We start from the raw sequence: 23,646 nt of genomic DNA on the forward strand, positions 1-23,646 counted from the left end.
GGGAGTCTAAATGGCAAAACAACAAGAGTTAACAGGTAGACAAAAAGCAGCAATCCTTCTTATCTCACTTGGACCAGATGTGTCTGCTCAAGTCTATAAACATTTAACAGAAGAAGAAATTGAAAAACTCACACTTGAAATATCAGGAGTGAAAAAAGTTGATAATAATCAAAAAGAAGACGTCCTAGAGCAATTCCACCAAATTGCTCTCGCGCAAGATTATATTGCACAAGGTGGTATAGCTTACGCTAAAACGGTATTAGAAAAAGCGATAGGAGCGGAACAAGCACAAGCCGTCATTAGTCGACTAACGTCTTCGCTACAAGTAAAGCCGTTTGATTTCGCGCGCAAAACGGATCCGAATCAAATTCTAAACTTTATTCAAGGGGAACATCCGCAAACGATTGCACTTGTTTTATCGTACTTGGATAATGAACAAGCCGGTCAGATTCTCTCTGAGTTACCGCAAGAGATGCAAGCGGATATCGCAAAGCGTATTGCACTAATGGATTCAACCTCACCCGAAATCATTTATGAGGTGGAACGTATTTTAGAACAGAAACTCTCATCAACGGTAACACAAGATTATACCCAAACGGGTGGTATACAGGCAGTTGTCGAAGTGTTGAACGGGGTCGATCGTTCGACTGAGCGGACAATTCTCGATGCGCTAGAAATTCAAGATCCTGAACTGGCTGAAGAAATCAAAAAGCGGATGTTTGTCTTTGAAGATATTGTTACGCTTGATAACCGAGCCATTCAACGTGTCATTCGAGAAGTTGAGAATGATGACTTACGTCTTGCGCTGAAGGTCGCTAGTGAAGAAGTGCAAGAAGTCGTCTTTAGTAACATGTCTTCACGTATGGCGGAAACATTTAAAGAAGAAATGGAATTTATGGGACCTGTTCGTCTAAAAGATGTAGAGGAAGCCCAGACGCGTATTGTTGCATCGATTCGTCGACTAGAAGAAGTGGGTGAGATTGTGATTGCACGTGGTGGAGGAGATGATATCATTGTCTGATTTTAAACCGCTTAAACCTCGCGAAATTAAATTGAAACCGATTCAGTTTAAAGTCGAAGATACAGCCTCTGCTAATCACATAATCGAAGAAGATGAGTCGCTCTCAGAAATTGAACAATTAGAACAACAAAAAGCACATTTAAACGATGAAGTAGCACAGTTGAACCAAGCGCTAGTAAACGTACAACAACAAATAGAACAAGAGAAACAACAGGCGCAACAAGACATCGAACAAGCTAAAACTAACTGGGAAGCTGAAAAGGAAGCGTTGATTGAATCGGCTCAGAATGACGGCTATCAAGCTGGTTATGAAGCGGGTGAGGCACAAGCGATGTCGGACTTTTCATCACGTATTGAAAAAGCCAATGAAATTATTCATCAAGCGGAACAAGAACGAGAAATCATCATTGATAAAGCCCATACCGATATAGTAGAACTGTCTATGTTCGTGGCGAAAAAAGTCGTATTTGATTCAGTGATGTCAAAAGACGCACTCTTACCAATCGTAAAAGAAGCTATTAAAGCGTATCACGATCAAACAATTATCCGTATTCGAGTGAGCATTCATGATTTTGATTTGATCCATTCTCAAACAGATGAACTATCTCGCGTGTTAACTCGCGGCGTTATGTTATCTGTTTTACCTGACGATAAGTTGCCAACAGGTGGTTGTGTCATTGAGACACCTAGTGGCCAGTTAGATGTGAGTGTTGATCGACAATTAGAAAAAATTCATGAGGCATTAACGGAAACGATGGAGGAGATGCAACGTGGATATTAATCAACTTGTTGATACTATCGATGCTACTGAGACTTATACCATTTTGGCAAGGTCAAACGTGTGGTTGGTTTGATGATTGAATCAACAGGACCTGAAGTGAAAATGGGGGAAGTGTGTTACATTCATACATCAAAGTATGACAAAATCATGGCAGAGGTCGTTGGTTTTCATGATGATGTTGTGGTGTTAATGCCATACACTGAGATAAACGATATAGGGCCAGGTAGTTTAGTTGAAGCGACGCGTAAACCTTTAACGGTTAAAGTGGGACAAAGACTCGTCGGTAAAGTGATCAATGCTGTTGGCTTACCTTTAGATGGTTCAGAACTCCCGCTAGGACTACTGACGATGAATACAGAACAATCACCGCCTAATCCGTTAAAACGTCCACGTATCTTAGAACCTATTGAGATTGGCGTTAAAACGATTGATACGTTGCTTACAGTTGGAAAAGGACAACGCGTCGGTATTTTTGCGGGAAGTGGTGTCGGTAAAAGTACGTTACTTGGTATGATTGCCCGAAATAGTGAGGCTGACATTAACGTCATTGCACTTATTGGCGAACGTGGGCGTGAAGTGAGAGAGTTTATAGAAAAGGACTTAGGTCCAGAAGGATTAAAAAAATCAGTCGTTATCGTTGCCACATCCGATCAACCCGCTTTGATGCGGATTAAAGGTGCTTATACCGCCACGTCTATTGCTGAATATTTTAGAGATCGTGGTTATAATGTCAATCTCATGATGGACTCCGTCACCCGTGTCGCGATGGCGCAACGGGAAGTAGGCTTAGCAACTGGCGAACCACCAACAACGAAAGGTTATCCACCTTCTGTTTTTGCGATATTACCGAAGTTGTTAGAGCGAACAGGAACGAGTGACTTAGGGACCATTACAGCTTTTTATACTGTGCTCGTTGATGGTGATGACTTAAATGATCCAATCGCTGATACAACGCGAGGTATTTTAGACGGTCACTTTGTCTTAGATCGAAAATTAGCTGAACGTGGACAATATCCAGCCTTAAACGTTTTAAAATCTATCAGTCGGGTGATGCCACAAATTACAACCGAAAAAGAACAAAAACTTGCGAATGAATTACGTAGTTACCTAGCGAGCTATGAAGAAAACTATGAGCTCATTCAAATCGGTGCTTATAAGCGCGGCTCTAATCCACAAGTCGACCGAGCTATTCAACTGCATCCGAAAATTATCACGTTCTTAAAACAAGGTATTGAAGATAATTGTCATCGAGATGTGGCTTTTGATCAGGTGGAATCCTTACTATATGGAGGGTAAAATCAGATGACCAATATCCAAGCATTCGAAAAAATATTACATCACCAAGAAAATTTAAAAAACGAAGCCCAGCTAGAGTACACATCAGCCGTTAGTGAATTTGAAACGGTTGCTGAAGAGTTATATCAATTACTAAAACAAAAAGAGACGATTGAAGATAAATATCAACAAGCGCTTCATACGTCAGGTTCAGTGACGTCATTAATGACCCATCATACATACTTGCAGCAATTAAAAAAGCGGATACGACACGTTGAAACAACGGTTAATGAGAAACGGTCCATTATGGAAGGCAAGCGATTATTATTAACAGATCAACATGTTGAAGTGAAGAAGTATGAAAAAATTATTGATCACAAGTGGGAACTGATTAAAACGAAAGAAAAAGAGACGGAAAGTAAAATGTTAGATGAGGCATCCATCAGACAATATTATAATCATGGGGATCGGTGAAAATATGGCGAAGAAACAAAAAGAAAAAAAGAAAAAAAGTTGGCTAAGTTATTTACTTTTAGCTATTATTCCGCTCGTATTATCTGTCACGATTATTTATATTGTTTTGTCACTTTTAGGCATGGAGCCAGTCAAAAATACTAAAATCTTTCTCAATCGTGTGCCTGGGATTGAAAAGTTGATTACGACAGAAGAAGAATCAAATATCGATGCGATGGAAGCAGAATATTTAGCTCAAATTGGTGATTATCAATCACAAATTAATCGTTTAATGATGGAGTCATCAGAAAAAGATGACGAAATTGAAGCACTTGAACAAGATATTGTCGATTTAAATAATCAATTAGCCGAATATCAATCAGAAATCGTCAGTCAAAATGAGCAACAAGCACGGATAGAAGACATGGTATCGACTTATTCAGATATGGAACCTGAGAGTGCTGCGCGTATTCTTTCTGAAACGTCGACAACAATTGCGGTTGATATTTTAAAAGGCGTACCATCAGAAGAACGTAGTGAGATTCTTTCATTTATGGAAGCAGAAAAAGCTGCTGAATTAACAGAATTGTTATATCAGTAACATGACGAGCTTCTATTGAAAGGGGGTGAAATAATGAATACGATGGACATGTTATTTAATCAACCGGCTATTTTAGCGTCTAAACCTGCAAGTCATTTAGGTAATTCCATCAACAATAGAGATGCACAAGCCTTTAAAAAGACGTTGGACCAATCGAGTCTAAATATGATTGATTCTACTAATGACGCATCGTCGAACATTCGAATGATTGTTAATAATCTATCTCATACAAATGATACGATGTCTTTAGAATCAATGATGCAAGATCTAAATATAGATGCTGGTTTTTCTGTGCCATCCTTATTATCAATGTTAAAAGATGCGGCGGATTTAAGTGAAAAAGATATCACATCTTTACTAGAAAAACTAGAGGCGCTAGGTCTTGAGACAGAATCACTTATGGAGACACTCAATATAGACATGGACAATCTTAGTCAAGAAGATATGTGGCAATTGAGTACCTTAATTCAATTACAGCCTGTGTTAGAACAAATACTGCCTATGTTGAAGGAATTAAATACGGATCAATTATCAAGTAAAGATTGGCTCAAGCTACTTGATCAGTTCACTGGTTTACCTAACGATATGAAGCAAGTGTTATCTAGTAAACTTTTAACAGAAGAAAATCAAACACTATTAAAAGATATGCTAGCTAAATTCCAATCGCGCATGGCATTAAGTGAAAAGGGATATGTCACTCATGGTAAAGTCACGACCGATGACATAACGAAATGGTTAGCTCAAGCACTCGATCGTCAATCTGGTAAGTCACAACCGACATTTGGAGAAGCTTTTGCCACATCAAAAGGTACCCAGCCTTTAGAACAATTAACGATTCATTTAAGTCAATCAGCCTCAACTAATCAACAAACGTTAAATCAAGAGTTGATGGATCAATTTGAAGCTGTCTTACAAAAGATGCAAGTTGGCAAAAATCTCTTAGGCCAGCAACAGATTAAGCTTCAACTAAACCCGAACAACTTAGGTCAGATTACCGTTGAGATGATGGAGATTGATGGTGAAATGTTTGTTAAACTGATAGCTACATCAGAAATGGCAAAAGAAGCGTTAGAAGCGAATATGAAAGAATTGCGTCACATGTTCTCGCCACATCAAGTAATCGTGGAACAAGAAGAGCAAGCGGCAATCGCCCATCCATCTGAATTACTGGATTATCAAGAACAAGATGAACAAGCAAGTAATCAAGAGGAACCCACCATTTATATTGAAGAAGACGAGGAAGCCGAATTAAGTTTTAGTGAGATACTCAGTCAGGAAGGAGTTTACCAGTGAAAATAGATTCTTCGTATTACTTAAGCAATCAACCAAAACGAGAACCAAGTAGTGACCTGGGTAAAGAAGAGTTTTTACAACTATTAATGGCGCAAATTAGAAATCAAGATCCGCTTGATCCCATGGACGATAAAGAATTTATCGCACAAATGACGACCTTCTCATCGCTGGAACAAATGATGAATATGAATAATTCTATTCAACAATTGGTTCACAATCAAACGGTATCACCGGTTATTCAATATAGCCATATGATAGGAAAAGAAGTGAGTTATTATAAACTGGATGAAGAATCTGGTGAAATCATTGAACCAAAAGAGATTATCACAAGTCAAGTGAAAGCCATTTCTGAAAAAGAAGGATTTGCGGTGATTGAACTTGAAAATAATCAAAAAATTTATACCGATGAAGTGTTAAGAATATCGACACAAAACACATCAGAATAGGAGGGTCTTATGGGGATTAATATTCATCCACTACCTAAACAGGCCATGTTGCCCTCATCCAAACCGAAAACATCGACACAGAAACCTGTGCAGGCGTTTCAATCGATCCTTGAACAAAAACAATCGACACTTACGTTAACAAAACATGCAGAACAACGTATGGTTGAGCGCAACATTGTTATGAATGAATCAAAGTGGCATTCAATAGCCGAACAAGTTGAAAAAGCAAAGGCTAAAGGTATTACAGATTCACTTGTGTTAACCGATGAAGCGGCACTAGTAGTCAGTGCCAAAAATCAAACGGTCATTACGATGATGAACCGAGAAGAAGCAACAGAGAAAATTTTCACTAATATAAATGGAACAATCATAATTGATTAATGCTGGACCCAGATTGGGAGGCATGTGTATCTACTGACTGATTGATGTAGATACAAGAAGGAGGAACTTAGATGTTAAGATCAATGTATTCAGGTATCGCAGGTATGCGTGGGTTTCAAACACAACTCGATGTCGTAGGTAACAATATCGCAAACGTAAATACAACAGGCTATAAAAAAGCGCGGACAACTTTCCAAGATATGATGAGTCAAACAACCTCAGGAGCATCAGAACCAACCAATGTTCGTGGGGGGATTAATGCGATTCAAGTAGGACTGGGATCGCAAATGGGATCTATTGATAACATCCATACCCAAGGTAATCGTCAAACGACAAATCGTGTATTAGACTTAGCTCTTGAAGGTGATGGGATGTTTATATTTGCATCAAATGTCGATGCACCTGAGGATTCAGCTACATTAAATACCGCCATTGATATTACCGATGTTAATTTAGAGTATTCACGAGCGGGAAATATGTACTTAGATCAAAACGGCTATATCGTCAATGCAAATGGACAATATCTCGTAGGTGATAATCCAGCTGGAGGAAACGCTGGTATTATTCGCATTCCAGAAAACGCGGCGAGTTTTAGTATTCAAGGTAATGGGACGGTTAACTATATTGATGGAGAAGGTCAAACTCAAGTAGCTGGCCAAATACTTCTGGCTAAGTTTTCTAACCCAGGGGGATTAGAAAAGATTGGTGGCAACATGTATCGGTCTTCTGTCAATGATGGCATGGTGAGTAATGATGTCGAAGGTTATCCGGATTTAATTGTGCCGGAATCAGATGGAACAGCGGCTATTGTTTCTGGTGCATTAGAAATGTCTAATGTAGATTTAGCACAGGAGTTCACAGATATGATTACTGCTCAACGTGGTTTCCAGGCGAATACACGTATTATTACAACGTCTGATGAGATCTTACAAGAACTTGTCAATCTAAAACGATAGGAGGTAGGAGTAAGCCTTAAAAAGGCTTACTCCCAACTTAAATTATGATTACATTGACCAATTTTAAAGGAAGTACGTTTACATTAAATGCGATGTATATTGAAAAAGTTGAGGCTTTACCGGATACGACGATTACGCTTGTGAATGGTAAGAAATATTTTGTTAGAGAAACTGAAGCCGAGATAAGTCAATTATCACAAACCTTCTATAAAAATATCGGCATGTTTCCTTGGCATCAGCAGGTAGGTGAAACAAATGGCAAGTAAAGTATTTAAAAATATTATCATCGGCCTCGTTTTAGTTTCTATTTTAGGTATGGCGGCGATTATTTACATACTGATGAATCAAGATGATCCTAATCGCGAGTTGACGATTGATGAACAGATCGAGTATTCATACACGACAGAATCAATCAATATTGATTTAGCTGATAATCGTTATGCACAACTTCAATTTAATATCATTACGAATAATGAAGATGCTAAAGAAGAAGTAGAAAAACGCATGTTTCAGTTTAAAAATATTTTAATTAAACAAACAGTAGATTTGGAGTCCAGTGCCTTACAAAGTGATTTATCTGGATTTGAAAATCGATTAAAAGATGAAGTCAATGTGTTAATGGAAGAAGGGGAAGTTACGGACATTTATCTTATCAATAAGATTGTTCAGTAATAACGACTCCGAACCGGAGGTGAGTTTATGGCAGATGAGGTTTTATCCCAAAATGAGATAGATGCTTTACTATCCGCACTATCCTCAGGGGAAATGGATGCCAATCAATTAAAAGAAGAAGAGAAAGAAAAGAAAGTAAAAAGTTATGACTTTAAACGCGCGCTGAGGTTTTCAAAAGATCAAGTGCGAAGTTTATCGAGAATCCATGAAAATTATGCCCGTATGTTGACGACTTATTTTTCAGCACAATTACGAAACTATGTGCATATTTCTGTCGCTTCAGTTGATCAAATTCCATATGAAGAATTTATTCGATCCATTCCAACAATGACGGTCTTAAATATTTTCAGTATGGAGCCTCTCGAGGGCCGAATCATTTTCGAAATTAATCCAAACGTTGCCTATGCGATGTTGGACAGAATTTTAGGTGGTCGGGGAACAAGCTTAAATAAAATAGAGAACTTGACGGAGATTGAATCTACCATTATGTCAAATCTATTTGAAAAGTCACTAGACAACTTACAAGAAGCGTGGGCGAGTGTGATTGATATCGATCCCATGCTTGAAGAGTTTGAAGTGAACCCCCAATTCTTACAGCTTGTATCACCAAATGAAACGGTAATTGTTGTGTCATTAAATACGACGATAGGTGAGACGAGCGGGATGATTAATATTTGTATCCCACATGTGTCTTGGAGCCGATTATCCCTCGGTTATCTGTTCATTATTGGATGCAGAATGAAGCCCAAAAAGAACGGAAACCTGGTGAGTATGAGAAATTAACAAAAAACATTTCATCAACGGTGCTTGAACTCAGTGTGGTATTAGGTGAAACACGTATTACCATTGATGATTTACTTGAATTAGGTAAGGGCGATGTATTGAAGTTAAATCAATCGATTGAAGAGCTTTAATCATGCAGTCAAGTGAGGAACCATTGTTTTATGTTCAGCCTGGTAGCCAAAAAAATAACGTCGCTGTGCAGGTGATTGATGAAATTAAAGGAGGGTCTTCCGATGATGAGTGATGGTATGTTATCACAAGAGAGATTGATGCTCTACTAAACGGAACATCAGATGAAGAAGAAACAGAAACAAACGACGTGACAAATGAGACACTAGAAGATACCGCAAATATTCTCTCAGATATTGAAATAGATGCATTAGGTGAAATTGGTAATATCTCTTTTGGTAGTTCAGCAACGACACTTGCGACATTATTAAATCAAAAAGTAGATATAACGACACCAGAGATCTCAATTGTTAAACGTAATCAGTTAGAACAAGAATTTCCGCATCCTCATGTCGGTGTTGAAGTCGAGTACACAGAAGGTTTTGAAGGGGATAATTTATTCGTCTTAAAATCAAGTGATGCGTCAATTATTGCAGACTTAATGCTAGGTGGCGATGGGTCTAATAGTGAAACTGAACTTAATGAAATCCATATGAGTGCCGTCCAGGAAGCAATGAATCAAATGATGGGAACAGCCGCCACGAGCATGTCAACGATGTTTTCAAAACGCATTGACATTTCTCCCCCTCAAACGGTGATGTTAGAAGTGGGGACAGAGGAAAGTGATAAATATATTCCGGATGATGAATTTATCATTAAAGTTTCATTCCAGTTAAAGATTGGGTCATTGATTGATTCGAAAATCATGCAGTTATTACCGCCATCTTTTGCGAAAGCAATGGTTGATGAGTTGTTAAATGGTCCAAAAGAAGAACCAAAACAAGTCGCGCCACCAGTGCAAGAGACTCCTAATCAGGTATCGCAAGAGCCACAACAACAGACACAACCGCAACTGAATATGAATCAGGCGCCGCAACAACAAATGTATCAACAGCCACCACGTCAGCCTAGAAATATGGGTGAACCGATGGCGAATCAACAAAACATCGAACAAGCAAGTTTCCAAGCGTTTGAACCGATCCAATTGCCGGAACATGAAAAGCGCAATTTAGATATGCTGTTAGATATTCCGCTACAAGTGACAGTAGAACTCGGTCGCACGAAACGAGCAGTTAAAGACATTTTAGATTTATCGACAGGCTCTATTTTAGAACTTGATAAACTCGCCGGTGAACCGGTTGATATTCATGTAAACAATAAGCTTATTGCACAAGGTGAAGTTGTCGTTATTGATGAGAACTTTGGTGTGAGAGTAACAGAAATTATTAGTCAAAGTGATCGACTAAAAAAACTAAGATAATAATGGAGACATTTTAGGAGGAAACAACCATGGCAAATACAGTATTAATCGTAGACGATGCAGCATTTATGAGAATGATGATTAAAGATATTTTATCTAAAAATGGCTTTGATGTCGTAGGGGAAGCTGAAAATGGACAAGTTGCTGTAGAAAAATATACTGAACTAACACCAGACCTTGTGACAATGGATATTACCATGCCAGAAAAAAGACGGGATTCAAGCATTAAAAGAAATTAAAGCACACAATCCAAATGCGACTGTTATTATGTGCTCAGCAATGGGACAACAAGCAATGGTAATCGATGCTATTCAGGCGGGAGCGAAAGACTTTATTGTTAAGCCATTTCAAGCTGACCGTGTGTTAGAGGCCATCAATAAAGCATTAGGATAATATGATGAAACGTTGGATTAGCCTTTGTTTTATTATGTTTATTTGTTTGTTTCCGCATACTGTCCTCGCTGAAGACGATAATGGATCCGTACTTGATGCTTATCGCCAATCTTCCACAGATGAATCAGAAACAAACCAATCGGAATCAGATGATGGCAACAATCAGGTTCTGAACGATCAAGCAGAAACACCAGCGGAAACGACGCCATCTTTATTTGAAGATAATGATGACACGCTTAGTTTTTGGGGCTTAGTCATTCGATTTCTATTAGCATTAGCACTTGTCGTTGTGCTTATTTACGTCTTACTTAAACTGATGAATAAATTCACGTCAAAACAGGGGCAATTAAAAAACCTTGAAAACCTTGGAGGAATTTCTGTTGGTATGAACAAGTCGGTACAACTTGTAAAAGTTGGTTCCACTGTGTATCTACTTGGTGTAGGTGATACGGTTGAATTATTAACAGAAGTAACAGATCAAGCGTTTATTGATCAACTGTTAAGTAACAAAGAGGCACCAGGTGCTGACCTTTTTTCAAAAGTTACGCAATCTTTACAGCAACAAAAACAATTTAAAAACAATGATATAACATCTTCCGATCACACAAATAAAGCATCCTTTTCGGCGTTATTCGAAGGTGAATTAATACAGATGAAAAATAAACAGTCAAAGATAAGAGAAGATATTAAGGGGCATGATCGCTATGAATGAATTTATTGATATATTTAGTTCAAGTGATCCGGAAAATGTAGCGACCTCTGTTCAGTTACTACTGCTACTAACGGTATTTTCACTAGCTCCTGGTATACTAATCTTAATGACCAGCTTTACAAGAATTATTATCGTGTTGTCTTTTACACGTACCTCACTCGCAACTCAACAGATGCCACCTAATCAATTATTGGTTGGCCTTGCCTTATTTATGACTTTCTTTATTATGGCGCCAACTTTTTCAGAGATTAATGAACAAGCCTTAACGCCATTATTAGACGAAGAAATCAACATAGAGGAAGCGTATGAACGAGCGAGTACACCCATTAAGATGTTTATGGCAGATCATACCCGTGAACGGGATTTAGCTTTATTTTTAAACTATATTGAAGCACCTGAAATTGAAACAATCGAAGACATTCCACTGACAGCTTTAGTCCCGGCATTTGCGATTAGTGAATTAAAAACTGCTTTTACAATGGGTTTTATGATTTTCATTCCGTTTCTTGTCATTGACATGACCGTTGCCAGTGTCTTAATGTCGATGGGGATGATGATGCTGCCACCAGTTATGATTTCATTGCCGTTTAAAGTGCTTTTATTTGTCTTAGTGGATGGGTGGTATTTAATATCAGAAGCATTATTATCGAGTTTTAATTAGAAAGAGGCGAAAGTATGAGTGGAGAATTTGTTATTTCATTAGCTGAACGTGGCATTACGACCGTATTAATGGTGGCAGGCCCCCTGCTTATTTTAGCACTTGTCGTCGGTCTACTCGTCAGCATATTTCAAGCAACAACACAAATCCAAGAGCAAACCTTAGCCTTTATCCCAAAGATTGTCGCTGTTTTATTCGGCTTAGTTATTTTCGGTCCGTGGATGCTCACGCAAGTGGTGCAATTTACTACGGAGATTTTTCAGAATCTTACTACGGTTATTAGATAACGATGCTAGCTGTTATTGAACTCGATTGGGTGACGGTTTTTTTACTTGTTTTTGGTCGACTTGCAGGATTTTTTGTGACGTTACCGATTTTTTCTTATCGCAATATTCCCACGCAATTTAAAATCGGTTTTGCTGCTTTTGTGAGCATGATGATGATGTTTACCATGGAGTTACCGATTATTGATTTAGATTTAACCTTTGTTTCTTGCTTATAAAAGAAGTCATTATCGGTTTAATTATTGGCTTTGTCGCTTATATTATTATGTCCGCTATTCAAATTGCAGGTAACTTTATTGATTTTCAAATGGGCTTTGCGATCGCAAATGTCATCGACCCACAAACAGGTGCGCAAGGACCTGTTATTGGTCAATATTTATATATCATTGCGTTAATGTTTCTCCTTGCCGTCGATGGTCATCATCTCCTGATTCAAGGAGCAATCCATAGCTTTGATGTCATCCAAGTGGACCAACTCATTGATTTAGGGCAAGATCAATTGTTAGTGACGGCCGTTAATATCTTTAATCAACTCTTTTTAATTGCCTTTCAGATGGCGATTCCCATTGTGGGCACGTTATTTTTAGTTGATGTGACGTTAGGCATTATCGCTCGTACAGTACCCCAATTAAATGTATTCGTCGTCGGCATTCCGCTTAAGATTGGCGTGGCACTTTTTGTCCTAAGTTTGTTTATGATCGCTTATATTGATTTAGTGAAGCGTCTCGTACATTATGTTATTGAAATGATGCAAGTGCTTATGCGTATTCTTGGAGGTTAATTACATGACTTATTTACAACTGAATCTCCAATTTTTCTCTGGTGAAAAAACAGAAAAAGCAACACCAAAAAAACGAGAAGACACAAGAAAAAAGGGACAAGTCGCTAAAAGCCAAGATATCAATACGGCTGTGGCGCTATTTATGATTTTTTTAACCTTTATGTTGCTCGGTTCATTTTGGAAGATGCGATTAACGAATCTATTAACGAAAGTATTTTCAGAATATACGCAGTGGACGTTAACCTTTGATTCCATTCAATTAATTATTGTCGAAGTACTAGGTTATATCGGCTTAACGATTGCACCTGTATTAGGTGTCGCACTCATAAGCGGTGTAGCGAGTAATTTAGCGCAGATTGGCTTTTTATTTACGACAGAACCACTTGCCTTTAAGTTAGATAAAATTGATCCGATTTCAGGATTTAAACGCTTATTTTCTCCCCGTGCTTTAGTTGAACTGGTCAAGTCATTACTTAAAATTAGTTTTGTGGCGGCTGTGACGGTGACGGTTGTATGGATGAGAAAAGATGACGTTTTTATGTTAGCCTTTAAAGATTTAGATACCGCCCTTGCCTTTTTTGGTGAGACGACTATTTTTATCGGTATTGCTGGCGCGATTAGTTTATTTATTATTGGTGTATTAGATTATATATACCAACGATATGATTATGAAAAAAATATTCGTATGTCTAAACAAGACATTAAAGATGAATATAAAAATATTGAAGGCGACCCGCTAATCAAATCAAAAATTAAAGAGCGACAACGTCAGATGGCGATGAGTCGTATGATGAGTGAGGTACCTGAGGCTGACGTCATTATTACTAACCCTACACATTATGCGGTGGCGATTAAATATGATGAAAGTAATGGGTCCCACCAAGCACCTTTCGTTGTGGCAAAAGGGGTCGATTATGTCGCCCTTAAGATGAGAGAAATTGCGACGCACCATGAGGTGACGATTATCGAAAATCGTCCATTAGCACGCGCCCTATACCGGGACGTTGAGATTGGTCAAGATATTGATGAATCGTATTATCAGGCAGTGGCTGAAATACTTGCCTATGTCTATCGTTTAGAGAAAAAAGCTTAGTTTTCTGAGGGTAAGGAGAGTAAACATTTATGCGAGCAAGAGATTTTACCGTTGTGTTATTTGTCATCACGATTATCGTGATGTTAATTATTCCACTACCAGATATACTTTTAAGTATTTTAATATTGACGAATATTTCACTTTCCCTCATTGTCATTTTAGTTGCGATGAACACATCAGAACCATTAGAGTTCTCGATTTTGCCATCGCTCTTACTATTACTGACCCTATTTCGGTTAGGTCTTAATGTTTCAACGACACGATCTATTTTAGGTACAGGTTCAGCGGGTAATGTGGTTGAAACATTTGGAACGTTTGTTATTGGTGGCAATCCGCTTGTTGGTTTTGTTGTGTTCGTCATTTTAATCATTATTCAGTTTTTAGTTATTACAAAAGGTTCAGAGCGTGTTTCAGAAGTGGGTGCGCGTTTTACGTTAGATGCGATGCCTGGTAAGCAGATGAGTATTGATGCAGATTTAAACGCAGGACTGATCAATGAACAACAAGCGAAACAGCGTCGTGAAAAAATCGAACGCGAAGCTGACTTTTACGGGGCCATGGATGGTGCGAGTAAATTCGTCAAAGGAGACGCCATTGCCGGTATTATTATCGTCATGATCAATATCATTTTTGGTTTAATTATCGGTATGTTGCAAGAAGGGATGAGCTTCAATGAAGCCTTATCAACCTACATGCAGTTAACAGTTGGGGATGGGCTTGTCAGTCAAATACCTGCGCTTCTGATTTCAACAGCAACAGGTATTATCGTGACCCGTGCGGTATCTGAAGGTAACTTAAGTACCGATGTTACCGGGCAATTACTACAATATCCTAAACTATTATATGTAGCAGGTGGAACCATCTTTCTATTTGGATTTACTCCGATTAATTCAGTATTAACGACGATCATCGCTTTGATTCTGATTGGAGGTGGCTACTTACTAGAACGTCCCAAAACGGAAGCGTTTGTCGATGAGGCAGAAGTCGAAGAAGAAGAAACAACAGAAGATATGCGTTCTCAAGAAAATGTGGTCGACTTAATCAGTATGGATCCGATTGAATTTGAATTCGGATATGCTCTCATTCCTCTGGTTGACGCGAGTCAAGGCGGTGACTTAATGGACCGCATCGTGATGATCAGACGACAACTGGCGATTGAACTTGGTTTAGTCATTCCAGTAGTAAGAATTAGAGACAACATTCAACTACAGCCGAATGCTTATTCACTAAAAATAAAGGGTAATGAAGTAGCAGCAGGTGAATTATTGTTGGATCACTTCTTGGCCATGACTGGTGGTTTAGATGGTGATGATTTAGAAGGTATTCAAACAACGGAACCAGCCTTTGGTCTTCCAGCGAAATGGATCACAGAAGAACTAAAAGATGATGCTGAGCTCAATGGCTATACTGTGGTCGATCCGCCATCTGTTGTGGCAACGCATATTACCGAGGTCATTAAAAAACATGCGCATCAATTACTCGGACGTCAAGAAACAAAACAACTGATTGATCATTTGAAGGAATCGTATCCTATCTTAGTCGATGAGGTCACGCCAGACGTCTTATCTGTAGGGGACGTGCAAAAAGTATTAGCCAAACTATTACGCGAGCAAGTCTCGATTCGAAATCTTCCGGTTATTTTTGAAACGTTAGCTGATTTTGGGAAGATGACAAACGATACGGAATTACTTGGTGAGTATGCGAGACAGTCGCTCGCATCACAAATTACGAAGCAATACTCGCAAGGTAAATCAGAACTGAAAGTTATAACCGTGGCTGGTGAAGTAGAACAAACGATGGCTGAACACGTTCAACAAACGGAGCATGGTAATTATTTAGCGTTAGACCCCGATAAACAACAGCGTATAATCCATGCGGTGAAAAATCAAATTGAGAAGATTTCTCTTCATGAAGAGTACCCGATTATTTTGTGCTCACCGACCATTCGTATGTATATGAAACAACTGTTGGATCGGTTCTTCCCTCATGTTGTGGTGTTATCGTATAATGAATTGGAACCGAACTTAGATGTCCAAAGTGTAGGGGTGGTGAACATGACGTGAAGTTAAAAAAGTATATCGCAAAATCAATGCCTGAGGCGATGCAACAAGTGAGAAAAGAACTCGGACCGGATGCGGTTATTTTAAACAGTAAAACAGTCGAAACAGGTGGGTTTTTAGGTTTATTTAAAAAGAAGAATATTGAGGTGGTCGCAGCTGTTGACCCACAACAGAAGCCATCACCGATAAAAAAGCCATCACCTCAAAGACCTGTTTCACAAGCGCAACCGTACCAAATAGCTGACCAGCAAGGGAATCAAAAAAAAGCCTCCCTTCAATCTTTTATTACAAACGAAACGAAGGCGGAAAAAGAGCAACAAATCGTGCTTGAAGAACTTCGTTCACTAAGGAAATGGATGGAAGAATCAACGGATCAAAAAAGTCAATTTCCTGCTAGTTATGATATGGTTTATCAAGAATTATTAGCAGAAGACATATCCAAATCACAGGCAGAGAGGCTCATTCAAGCAGTAATGGATAAAAACGATGAGCAAACCCTCGTGTATGATGATATAAAAAATCAAGTGAAAGAAAGACTGACGAACTATTTTTATGAAACAGCCTCAGGTGTCATGAATTTTCAAACAAAATTCATTCACCTTGTCGGCCCTACCGGTGTTGGTAAAACAACGACCATTGCTAAGCTTGCCGCTAAGAGTTTAATGGAAGACAAGCTATCTGTTGCCATGATTACGACAGATACTTACCGGATTGCGGCTATCGAACAACTAAAAACTTATGCGAAAATCTTAGATATTCCGATTGAGGTTTGTTATACCGTGGAGGATTACCAAAAAGCACGGCTAAAGTTCCAAGAATATGACCGTGTGTTTGTTGATACGGCAGGACGTAATTTTAAAGATGAAAAATATATTCGGGAGTTAGGCCAAATTGTTGATTTATCAAAAGATATTGAAACATATTTAGTGTTAAGTTTAACAGCAAAGCCGAAAGATATCCTTGCGATCTATCATCAATTTGATAAGATTCCTTTAAAAGGGTTTATCTTAACGAAGCTGGATGAAACAGATACACTAGGTGTCATCGTTGACTTAGTGATGGAATCATCGCTAGGTGTCAGCTATGTCACGACAGGACAAGATGTACCAGACGACATTAAACGTGCGACACCACGTTACTTATCTTCACACATTATGAGGTCACAACAACATGAATGATCAAGCACAACAATTACGAAGACAAATGAATAAAGGCGCACACGAAGCGAAAACCATCGCCGTTATCAGTGGCAAAGGTGGCGTTGGAAAATCCAATATTACACTTAACGTAGCGATCGATCTTGTTAATAGAGGTAAAAAAGTAATGATTTTTGATTTAGATATAGGTATGGGTAATATAGATATCTTACTCGGACTCCAAAGTAAGTACTCCATCGTTGACATGTTTCAACAACATTTAAATATTGAAACGGTGATTGAACGACAAGTCAAGGACTCGCTTACGTTACAGCTGGTTCTGGTTTGACGGATATTTTTCAAATGAATGAAGAAAAAATACATTTCTTTCTAGATCAGTTTAATCGCGTACTTGCTCAGTACGATTATATCTTTTTCGATATGGGCGCAGGAGCGACAAGGGAAAGTTTGTTTTATATTTTATCGGCCGATGAGTGTTTTGTCGTAACAACCCCAGAGCCGACGGCTATGATGGATGCTTATGCCATGATTAAACATGTTCATGCCCGCAATAATGATCTGCCATTTTATTTAATTATGAACCGTGTGCAAGCAAAAAAAGAAGGTATGATGGCCATTGAACGCTTGAAGCGGGTGGTATATCAATTTCTAAATAAAGATATCATGTCACTTGGACAGCTATCTTATGATAAAATTGTATCAAAAGCTGTGTCCAAACAGACACCCTTTATCCTATCCGATCCAAAATCAACGATTGCCAAAGACATACATGACTTAATGTCTCATTATTTAATCAATCCCGGTGCAGAGCCAACGACGCAAACGTCAGGATTTATATCAAAATTAAAGAAGTTAATCAAGGAGAGGTAGATCATGATGAAAAAAGTAAACGTGCTTGTTGTTGATGATTCCGCCTTCATGAGAAAAATGATTTCAAATATCTTAGCAGACCATGCGCGTATCCATGTCATCGATACGGCTAGAAATGGTCAAGATGCGCTAGATAAGATTAAGCAACATCAACCAGATGTCATTACATTAGATATTGAAATGCCGGTTATGGACGGGATTACAGCCTTAAAAGAAATAATGACTAATGATCCAAGACCTGTCGTTATGCTGTCAAGTCTTACGCGAGAAGGAGCGGATAAGACTTTAGAATCAATGGAATATGGTGCTGTTGATTTCATTCCAAAACCTTCTGGGTCTATTTCTCTAAACATTCAAGACATAGAAGACGAAATAATAAGTAAGGTGTTAGAAGCTGCTGAAGTTGAAGTAAAAACACTGAAGCGAGATATGCCAACTTTACCGATTAAAAAGCTCGTGCCAAGACCAGAAAGAACCCACATGCGTCCAGCCAAACCGCTCGGCGACCAACCAGAGGCATTTAAAAAAATTGTCGGTATTGGTACATCAACAGGTGGGCCACGTGCCTTGCAACAAGTCATCACGCAATTACCTGAAGATTTAAACGCGCCGGTTGTTGTTGTACAGCACATGCCAGCGGGTTTCACAAAATCTTTAGCCGACCGACTCAATCAATTGTCAAAAGTGACGGTAAAAGAAGCCGAGGACGGAGATATGTTGCACCCTGGTGTAGTCTATATTGCCCCAGGTGGGTTCCAAATGCGAGTAAAAAAATCTAGTAAAGGCTTCCGCATCAGTATTTCCAAAGAAGAGAACAGAAATGGCCACCAACCGGCCGTTGATGTGTTATTCGAGTCATTAGCTGAACTTAGAGGTGTTGAACTAATAAGTGTGATTATGACTGGTATGGGATCCGATGGTACGAATGGGTTAATACAAATGAAAGAACAGCATCCATTCACTCAATCGATTTCAGAATCAAAGGAAACATGTGTTGTCTACGGTATGCCTCAAGCAGCGGAAAAAACAAAATTAGTTGATTTTGTTGAACCTTTAACGCTGATTAGTGAGCGTATTGTCAAATTAGTTTAAGTGAGAGGTGAATGTGATGGAGATGAATGAGTATTTAGATGTATTTATTGAAGAAAGTAAAGAGCATATTCAAGCGTTAAATGATCATCTGTTAACATTAGAAAAGAATCCAGAGGATGTTTCAATCGTTAATGAAATTTTCCGTTCTGCTCATACGTTAAAAGGTATGTCAGCGACAATGGGATACCAAGATTTAGCTGACTTAACTCACAAAATGGAGAATGTGTTAGATGCCATTCGTAATCATAAAGTGACACTTAATGAAGCGATGTTAGATGTCATCTTTAAGGCTGTTGATGCACTTGAAGCGATGGTTTTAGATATCATCGATGGTGGTGAGGGTAAAAAGAACGTAAAAAGTCTTGTGAACCAATTAGAAGCGATGGAAAACGGAGAGAACGTTGAAGCTGTTACAACGTCAGCTTCAAATGAACCGACCGAAGCGATGGTTAATACTGATGTCTCTTTAGATGAATTCGAACTAACAGTTTTACAACAATCAGCTGAAGGTGGATTTAACAATTATCAAGTCACTGTCACCTTACAAGAGACGACTTTATTAAAAGCAGCACGTGTCTATATGGTATTTGAAATTCTCGAAAAACTCGGAGAAGTGATCAAATCGTCGCCATCTGTACCAGAACTTGAAGAAGAAAAGTTTGATTATAGCTTTACGGTCGTTTTAGTTACGAAAGACTCAGCAGAAGATGTTTCCGCTAAGATAAACAAAGTGTCTGAGATTGATACTGTTGTTGTAAAAGAACTAGAAATTCAAGCGTATGATCGTGATGTTACGGCGGAAAGATCAGTTGATACGGATGAAGTATCTAAACAGGAATCAGCCGAACAAGAGCAAACATCGACCGATACAAATGCGAAGAAAAAGTCACAACTTTCTAGTAAAACGATTCGTGTGAACATCGATCGTTTGGATGCTTTGATGAATTTATTCGAAGAATTAGTCATCGACCGAGGTCGCTTGGAGCAAATATCAACGACATTAAAAAATAATGAATTACAAGAAACTGTGGAACATATGTCACGTATCTCTGGAGATTTGCAGAACATTATCTTAAAAATGCGGATGGTACCTGTGGATCAAGTCTTTAATCGTTTCCCACGTATGGTGCGTCAATTAGCTAAAGACTTAAATAAAGACATTGACTTACAAATCTATGGTGCTGAGACAGAACTTGATCGAACGGTGATTGATGAGATTGGTGATCCACTTGTGCACTTAATCCGTAACGCCTTAGATCATGGTATTGAAACACCAAGTGAACGGGAAACCAAGGGTAAACCTACTCAAGGTACGCTTAAATTAAACGCTTATCATAGTGGGAATCACGTCTTTATTGAAATTGCTGACGACGGGGCTGGGATTGATCGTGAGAAAGTTCTTAAAAAGGCGATTGCCAATGGTGTATTAACACTTGAAGAGTCTAAGAGCTATTCTGATCAACAAGTATTCCAGCTTATTATGGCCTCAGGTTCTCAACAGCTGATACGATTTCAGATATTTCAGGTCGAGGCGTAGGGTTAGATGTTGTAAAAAATACGATTGAATCTCTCGGTGGTAATATTACCATTGACTCTAAATACAATGAAGGATCAACCTTTGTTATTCAACTACCTTTAACATTGTCAATTATTTCTGTCATGTTAACAGAAGTTAAAAATGAAAAATATGCTATTCCATTATCTTCAATCATTGAAACAGCTATTGTTAATAAAAAGGATATCCTTTCAGCTCATCATCAGCCGGTGATTGACTTTAGAGGACGCGTTGTGCCACTTGTATCATTGTCAAATATCTTTAATGTTCCTGGTGAAACAGAGGAAGATGACTTTTACTCTGTTGTCATTATTAGACAAGGTGAGAAGATGGCGGGTCTTATTGTTGATTCCTTTATTGGTCAACAAGAAGTGGTATTAAAATCATTAGGAAACTATTTAACAGACGTCTTTGCAATTTCTGGTGCAACCATCTTAGGTGATGGTCAAGTAGCCCTAATTGTTGATACGGATGCATTAATTAAGTAAGAGGAGGTATAACAATGGCTTTAGAATTTTTAAAATCGATTGTCTTTGAATTAAACGATGAAGAGTATGCATTACCCGTAGACTTAGTAGGCGCGATTGAGCGTGTTATGCCCATTACACGTATTCCGGGCGTTCCACCGTTCGTTAAAGGCGTCCTTAACTTACGCGGCGTTGTGACGCCTGTCATTGATCTGCGCGAGCGCTTTAATTTTGAAGCTCAAAAAGAAACAGAGGCTACACGGGTTATCATTATTCAACATGATGAAAAGGATGTAGGCCTTATAGTTGATGCATGCTACGATGTCATAGATATTCCGAATGAATCAATTGAACCAGCACCTGAAACAATCGGTACAGTAAAAATTGATTATATTAATGGCGTGGCAAAGTATGATGAACGCTTACTCATTTTACTGAACATTGATGAGATTTTATCTACAGATGTGCTAAAAGAATTTTATGAAGAGAAGTAGGTGATGAATTGGCTTCTATCGAAACATTAACCCCACTTCAATTAGATGTTATGAAAGAGATTGGTAATATTGGATCTGGTAATGCGGCAACAGCCTTATCAAAAATGTTAAATAAAAAAATCGATATGCACGTACCATCGGTACGTGTCGTTGATTTTGAAGAGATGATGAATCTAGTTGGTGGACCAGAAGAAGTGATTACAGCCGTTTTTCTCCGTATTGAGGGTGAAGCGCCAGGACAGATGTTTTTTATTCTCTCTCCCGAGGAAGCAGAAAGTTTTGTTAAACAATTAACCGGTATCGATGATTTTTCGGTTGTTAATAACCCAGATAATCCTATGGCTTTATCAGCACTGCAAGAAATCGGTAATATTTTAGCCGGTTCCTATTTATCTGCCTTGTCAGATTTCATCGGTGGAAGTCTTCAACCTTCTATTCCGTTACTCACGATCGACATGGCAGGTGCAATCCTCGCAGAAGGGTTGCTCGAAATTTCCCAAGTAAGTGATTATGCAATGGTGATTGACACGTTAATTGATGACCATGAAGATGAAGGCGATCCGATTAAAGGACACTTTTTCTTGTTACCTGATCCCGACTCATTTGATCACTTATTTGACAAGCTTGGAGTTAATGATGAATGAAAACATTAGTAGACCATATAGTTAAAGTCGGTATTGCTGATTTAAAGTTTGCTGAAGCACCGATGCATTTGCGAACGTCAGGCTTAGGTTCATGCGTAGGTGTTGTTATTTATGATACCCGACTTAAAATTGCTGGGATGGCACACGTCATGTTACCTGATTCAACCTCAGCTAAAAAAGATAATATCAACGTCTATAAATATGCCGATACGTCGTTACCTGTATTGTTACAGACTTTATTAGACAAAGGAGCAAAGCGCTATCAACTAAAGGCTAAAATTGCCGGTGGCGCTCAAATGTTTTCATTTAGCTCAACGAATGATATGCTGAGAGTAGCGAACGTAACGTTGTGGCCGTGAAGCAGTTTTTAGAAACAGAACGTATCCCTATTGTGGCGGAAGATGTCCGTGGCAAGAGTGGGCGCACGATTGAATTTTCTACTGAAACCTTGTTACTGAATGTTCGAACAGTCAATCAAGGGACGCAAGATTTATAAGAAATGGAGGCGATTACCTGTGACTTTAGACAAATTAAATCAGTTATGGTTAGCGTGGAGTGATTCACGTAGTCCTGACATAGCTAATCGTCTTGTCGAACATTATCAATACTTAGTAGATTTTCACGCGCAACGGATAGGTGTGCATTTACCGAAAAGTGTCCAACGCGATGATATTCGAAGTTTGGGCTTTTTTGGTTTATTTGATGCACTCAATAAATTTGAGCCGGAACGAGATTTGAAATTTGATACATATGCCTCTTTCCGCATTAGAGGGGCCATTATTGATGGATTAAGAAAAGAAGATTGGTTGCCTCGGTCTGCGCGAGAGAAAACAAAGAAAATTGAACAAGCGATTCAGTCATTGACTCAAAGCTTACAGCGTGAGCCAACAGCCGATGAAATTGGTGAGCATGTAGGTATTAGCCGACAAGAGGTTGAAGAGACGATTAAAGATCAACTGTTTAGTAACCTCTTATCTATTGAAGAAAAAAGCGGTGAGAATAGTGATGATTTTAAAGAAGGTATCGGTCATTCGATTATTGATAATCAGCAACTTACTCCTGAAGAAGCCATGATAAAAGAAGAATATCATGAAGAGCTTGCCGAGGCGATAAAAGCTCTGAATAAAAATGAACAACTCGTTGTCAGTTTATTTTATTACGATGAACTAACCTTCACTGAAATTGGACATGTTCTTAATTTAACCACATCACGAATATCACAAATTCACAAACAAGCTGTTTTTAAATTGCGACATGTTTTACAAAAAATATAAAACAGTCAACAAAAGGAGCCG

General features: G+C 38.6%; 25 protein-coding genes and 6 pseudogenes. All 31 read left to right on the plus strand.

The features are described from left to right. The first annotated feature begins 10 nt into the window (after positions 1–10). The 31 genes and pseudogenes from fliG (at position 11) to JCM19043_RS03305 (ending at position 23,625) form a co-directional block, all read left to right on the plus strand. Positions 11–1,021, plus strand: coding sequence for a flagellar motor switch protein FliG (fliG, locus tag JCM19043_RS03165; protein WP_062319920.1), 1,011 nt, complete (start codon positions 11–13; stop codon positions 1,019–1,021). Next, a complete protein-coding gene (fliH, locus tag JCM19043_RS03170) occupies positions 1,014–1,802 on the plus strand; it encodes a flagellar assembly protein FliH (protein ID WP_062319923.1) in 789 nt (262 codons plus the stop codon). Before fliG ends, fliH begins: the two co-directional genes overlap by 8 nt. Next, positions 1,792–3,098: pseudogene (gene fliI, locus JCM19043_RS03175) on the plus strand (flagellar protein export ATPase FliI). Before fliH ends, fliI begins: the two are co-directional and overlap by 11 nt. A 6-nt stretch (positions 3,099–3,104) precedes the next feature. Further along, on the plus strand, positions 3,105–3,551 hold the full coding sequence (gene fliJ / locus JCM19043_RS03180; protein WP_062319925.1) for a flagellar export protein FliJ: 447 nt from the start codon (positions 3,105–3,107) through the stop codon (positions 3,549–3,551). 4 nt (positions 3,552–3,555) lie between these two features. Then, positions 3,556–4,131, plus strand: a complete 576-nt coding sequence (locus tag JCM19043_RS03185; protein WP_177220621.1) for a MotE family protein — start codon at positions 3,556–3,558, stop codon at positions 4,129–4,131. 33 nt (positions 4,132–4,164) lie between these two features. Further along, complete coding sequence (locus JCM19043_RS03190; RefSeq protein ID WP_062319930.1) at positions 4,165–5,424, plus strand: flagellar hook-length control protein FliK; 1,260 nt, start codon at positions 4,165–4,167, stop codon at positions 5,422–5,424. Next, on the plus strand, positions 5,421–5,870 hold the full coding sequence (gene flgD, locus JCM19043_RS03195) for a flagellar hook assembly protein FlgD (protein ID WP_062319933.1): 450 nt from the start codon (positions 5,421–5,423) through the stop codon (positions 5,868–5,870). Before JCM19043_RS03190 ends, flgD begins: the two co-directional genes overlap by 4 nt. A 9-nt stretch (positions 5,871–5,879) precedes the next feature. Next, positions 5,880–6,251 (plus strand): TIGR02530 family flagellar biosynthesis protein, encoded by a 372-nt coding sequence (locus JCM19043_RS03200; RefSeq protein ID WP_062319935.1) that lies wholly within the window; start codon positions 5,880–5,882, stop codon positions 6,249–6,251. Between the two features lie 71 nt (positions 6,252–6,322). Further along, entirely contained in the window at positions 6,323–7,207 is an 885-nt protein-coding gene (gene flgG / locus JCM19043_RS03205) for a flagellar basal body rod protein FlgG (RefSeq protein ID WP_062319937.1), read from the plus strand. Positions 7,208–7,251: 44 nt separating this feature from the next. Next, on the plus strand, positions 7,252–7,473 hold the full coding sequence (locus JCM19043_RS03210) for a flagellar FlbD family protein (RefSeq protein ID WP_062319939.1): 222 nt from the start codon (positions 7,252–7,254) through the stop codon (positions 7,471–7,473). Further along, a complete protein-coding gene (locus tag JCM19043_RS03215; RefSeq protein WP_062319941.1) occupies positions 7,463–7,879 on the plus strand; it encodes a flagellar basal body-associated FliL family protein in 417 nt (138 codons plus the stop codon). The genes JCM19043_RS03210 and JCM19043_RS03215 overlap by 11 nt, the downstream gene beginning before the upstream one ends. Positions 7,880–7,906: 27 nt before the next feature. Continuing rightward, positions 7,907–8,906 (plus strand): annotated as a pseudogene (fliM, locus tag JCM19043_RS03220) (flagellar motor switch protein FliM). A gap of 75 nt (positions 8,907–8,981) precedes the next feature. After that, positions 8,982–10,091, plus strand: coding sequence for a flagellar motor switch phosphatase FliY (fliY, locus tag JCM19043_RS03225; RefSeq protein ID WP_369813739.1), 1,110 nt, complete (start codon positions 8,982–8,984; stop codon positions 10,089–10,091). A 29-nt stretch (positions 10,092–10,120) separates the two neighbouring features. Continuing rightward, positions 10,121–10,484, plus strand: a pseudogene (locus JCM19043_RS03230) (response regulator). A gap of 4 nt (positions 10,485–10,488) precedes the next feature. Further along, positions 10,489–11,196 carry a flagellar biosynthetic protein FliO gene (locus JCM19043_RS03235; protein WP_197274728.1) on the plus strand — a complete coding sequence of 236 codons (708 nt, stop codon included), beginning with the start codon at positions 10,489–10,491 and terminating at the stop codon, positions 11,194–11,196. Continuing rightward, on the plus strand, positions 11,189–11,857 hold the full coding sequence (gene fliP / locus JCM19043_RS03240; protein ID WP_062319945.1) for a flagellar type III secretion system pore protein FliP: 669 nt from the start codon (positions 11,189–11,191) through the stop codon (positions 11,855–11,857). The genes JCM19043_RS03235 and fliP overlap by 8 nt, the downstream gene beginning before the upstream one ends. A 14-nt stretch (positions 11,858–11,871) precedes the next feature. Then, positions 11,872–12,141: a flagellar biosynthesis protein FliQ gene (gene fliQ, locus JCM19043_RS03245; RefSeq protein WP_062319947.1), complete on the plus strand. Its 270-nt coding sequence runs from the start codon at positions 11,872–11,874 to the stop codon at positions 12,139–12,141. A gap of 2 nt (positions 12,142–12,143) precedes the next feature. After that, a pseudogene (gene fliR / locus JCM19043_RS03250) lies at positions 12,144–12,919 on the plus strand (flagellar biosynthetic protein FliR). A gap of 4 nt (positions 12,920–12,923) precedes the next feature. Continuing rightward, positions 12,924–14,012, plus strand: a complete 1,089-nt coding sequence (flhB, locus tag JCM19043_RS03255) for a flagellar biosynthesis protein FlhB (RefSeq protein ID WP_062319950.1) — start codon at positions 12,924–12,926, stop codon at positions 14,010–14,012. Between the two features lie 29 nt (positions 14,013–14,041). Next, a complete protein-coding gene (flhA, locus tag JCM19043_RS03260) occupies positions 14,042–16,075 on the plus strand; it encodes a flagellar biosynthesis protein FlhA (RefSeq protein WP_062319952.1) in 2,034 nt (677 codons plus the stop codon). Beyond that, positions 16,072–17,250: a flagellar biosynthesis protein FlhF gene (gene flhF, locus JCM19043_RS03265; RefSeq protein ID WP_062319953.1), complete on the plus strand. Its 1,179-nt coding sequence runs from the start codon at positions 16,072–16,074 to the stop codon at positions 17,248–17,250. The genes flhA and flhF overlap by 4 nt, the downstream gene beginning before the upstream one ends. After that, positions 17,243–17,557, plus strand: a complete 315-nt coding sequence (locus JCM19043_RS17250) for a P-loop NTPase (RefSeq protein ID WP_062319955.1) — start codon at positions 17,243–17,245, stop codon at positions 17,555–17,557. The genes flhF and JCM19043_RS17250 overlap by 8 nt, the downstream gene beginning before the upstream one ends. Then, positions 17,554–18,099 carry a MinD/ParA family protein gene (locus JCM19043_RS17255; RefSeq protein WP_062319958.1) on the plus strand — a complete coding sequence of 182 codons (546 nt, stop codon included), beginning with the start codon at positions 17,554–17,556 and terminating at the stop codon, positions 18,097–18,099. Before JCM19043_RS17250 ends, JCM19043_RS17255 begins: the two co-directional genes overlap by 4 nt. Positions 18,100–18,105: 6 nt before the next feature. After that, complete coding sequence (locus JCM19043_RS03280) at positions 18,106–19,191, plus strand: chemotaxis response regulator protein-glutamate methylesterase (protein WP_062320052.1); 1,086 nt, start codon at positions 18,106–18,108, stop codon at positions 19,189–19,191. 16 nt (positions 19,192–19,207) lie between these two features. Then, positions 19,208–20,728, plus strand: coding sequence for an Hpt domain-containing protein (locus JCM19043_RS03285; protein WP_369813740.1), 1,521 nt, complete (start codon positions 19,208–19,210; stop codon positions 20,726–20,728). Next, positions 20,710–20,772: pseudogene (locus JCM19043_RS18560) on the plus strand (hypothetical protein); the annotation flags it as partial. The gene JCM19043_RS03285 and the pseudogene JCM19043_RS18560, both read left to right, overlap by 19 nt. Before the next feature lie 78 nt (positions 20,773–20,850). Beyond that, positions 20,851–21,234: a chemotaxis protein CheW gene (locus JCM19043_RS18565; protein ID WP_369813741.1), complete on the plus strand. Its 384-nt coding sequence runs from the start codon at positions 20,851–20,853 to the stop codon at positions 21,232–21,234. A gap of 14 nt (positions 21,235–21,248) precedes the next feature. Beyond that, positions 21,249–21,707: a chemotaxis protein CheW gene (locus JCM19043_RS03290; RefSeq protein WP_062319960.1), complete on the plus strand. Its 459-nt coding sequence runs from the start codon at positions 21,249–21,251 to the stop codon at positions 21,705–21,707. 8 nt (positions 21,708–21,715) lie between these two features. Continuing rightward, positions 21,716–22,351 carry a chemotaxis protein CheC gene (locus tag JCM19043_RS03295; protein WP_062319962.1) on the plus strand — a complete coding sequence of 212 codons (636 nt, stop codon included), beginning with the start codon at positions 21,716–21,718 and terminating at the stop codon, positions 22,349–22,351. Next, positions 22,348–22,847, plus strand: a pseudogene (locus JCM19043_RS03300) (chemotaxis protein CheD). Before JCM19043_RS03295 ends, JCM19043_RS03300 begins: the two are co-directional and overlap by 4 nt. Positions 22,848–22,866: 19 nt before the next feature. Continuing rightward, positions 22,867–23,625 carry a FliA/WhiG family RNA polymerase sigma factor gene (locus JCM19043_RS03305; RefSeq protein WP_062319963.1) on the plus strand — a complete coding sequence of 253 codons (759 nt, stop codon included), beginning with the start codon at positions 22,867–22,869 and terminating at the stop codon, positions 23,623–23,625. Positions 23,626–23,646 lie beyond the last annotated feature (21 nt).

This window comes from Halolactibacillus sp. JCM 19043, assembly GCF_001310395.1.
GTDB classification, from domain to species: Bacteria; Bacillota; Bacilli; order Bacillales; family Amphibacillaceae; genus Halolactibacillus; species Halolactibacillus miurensis.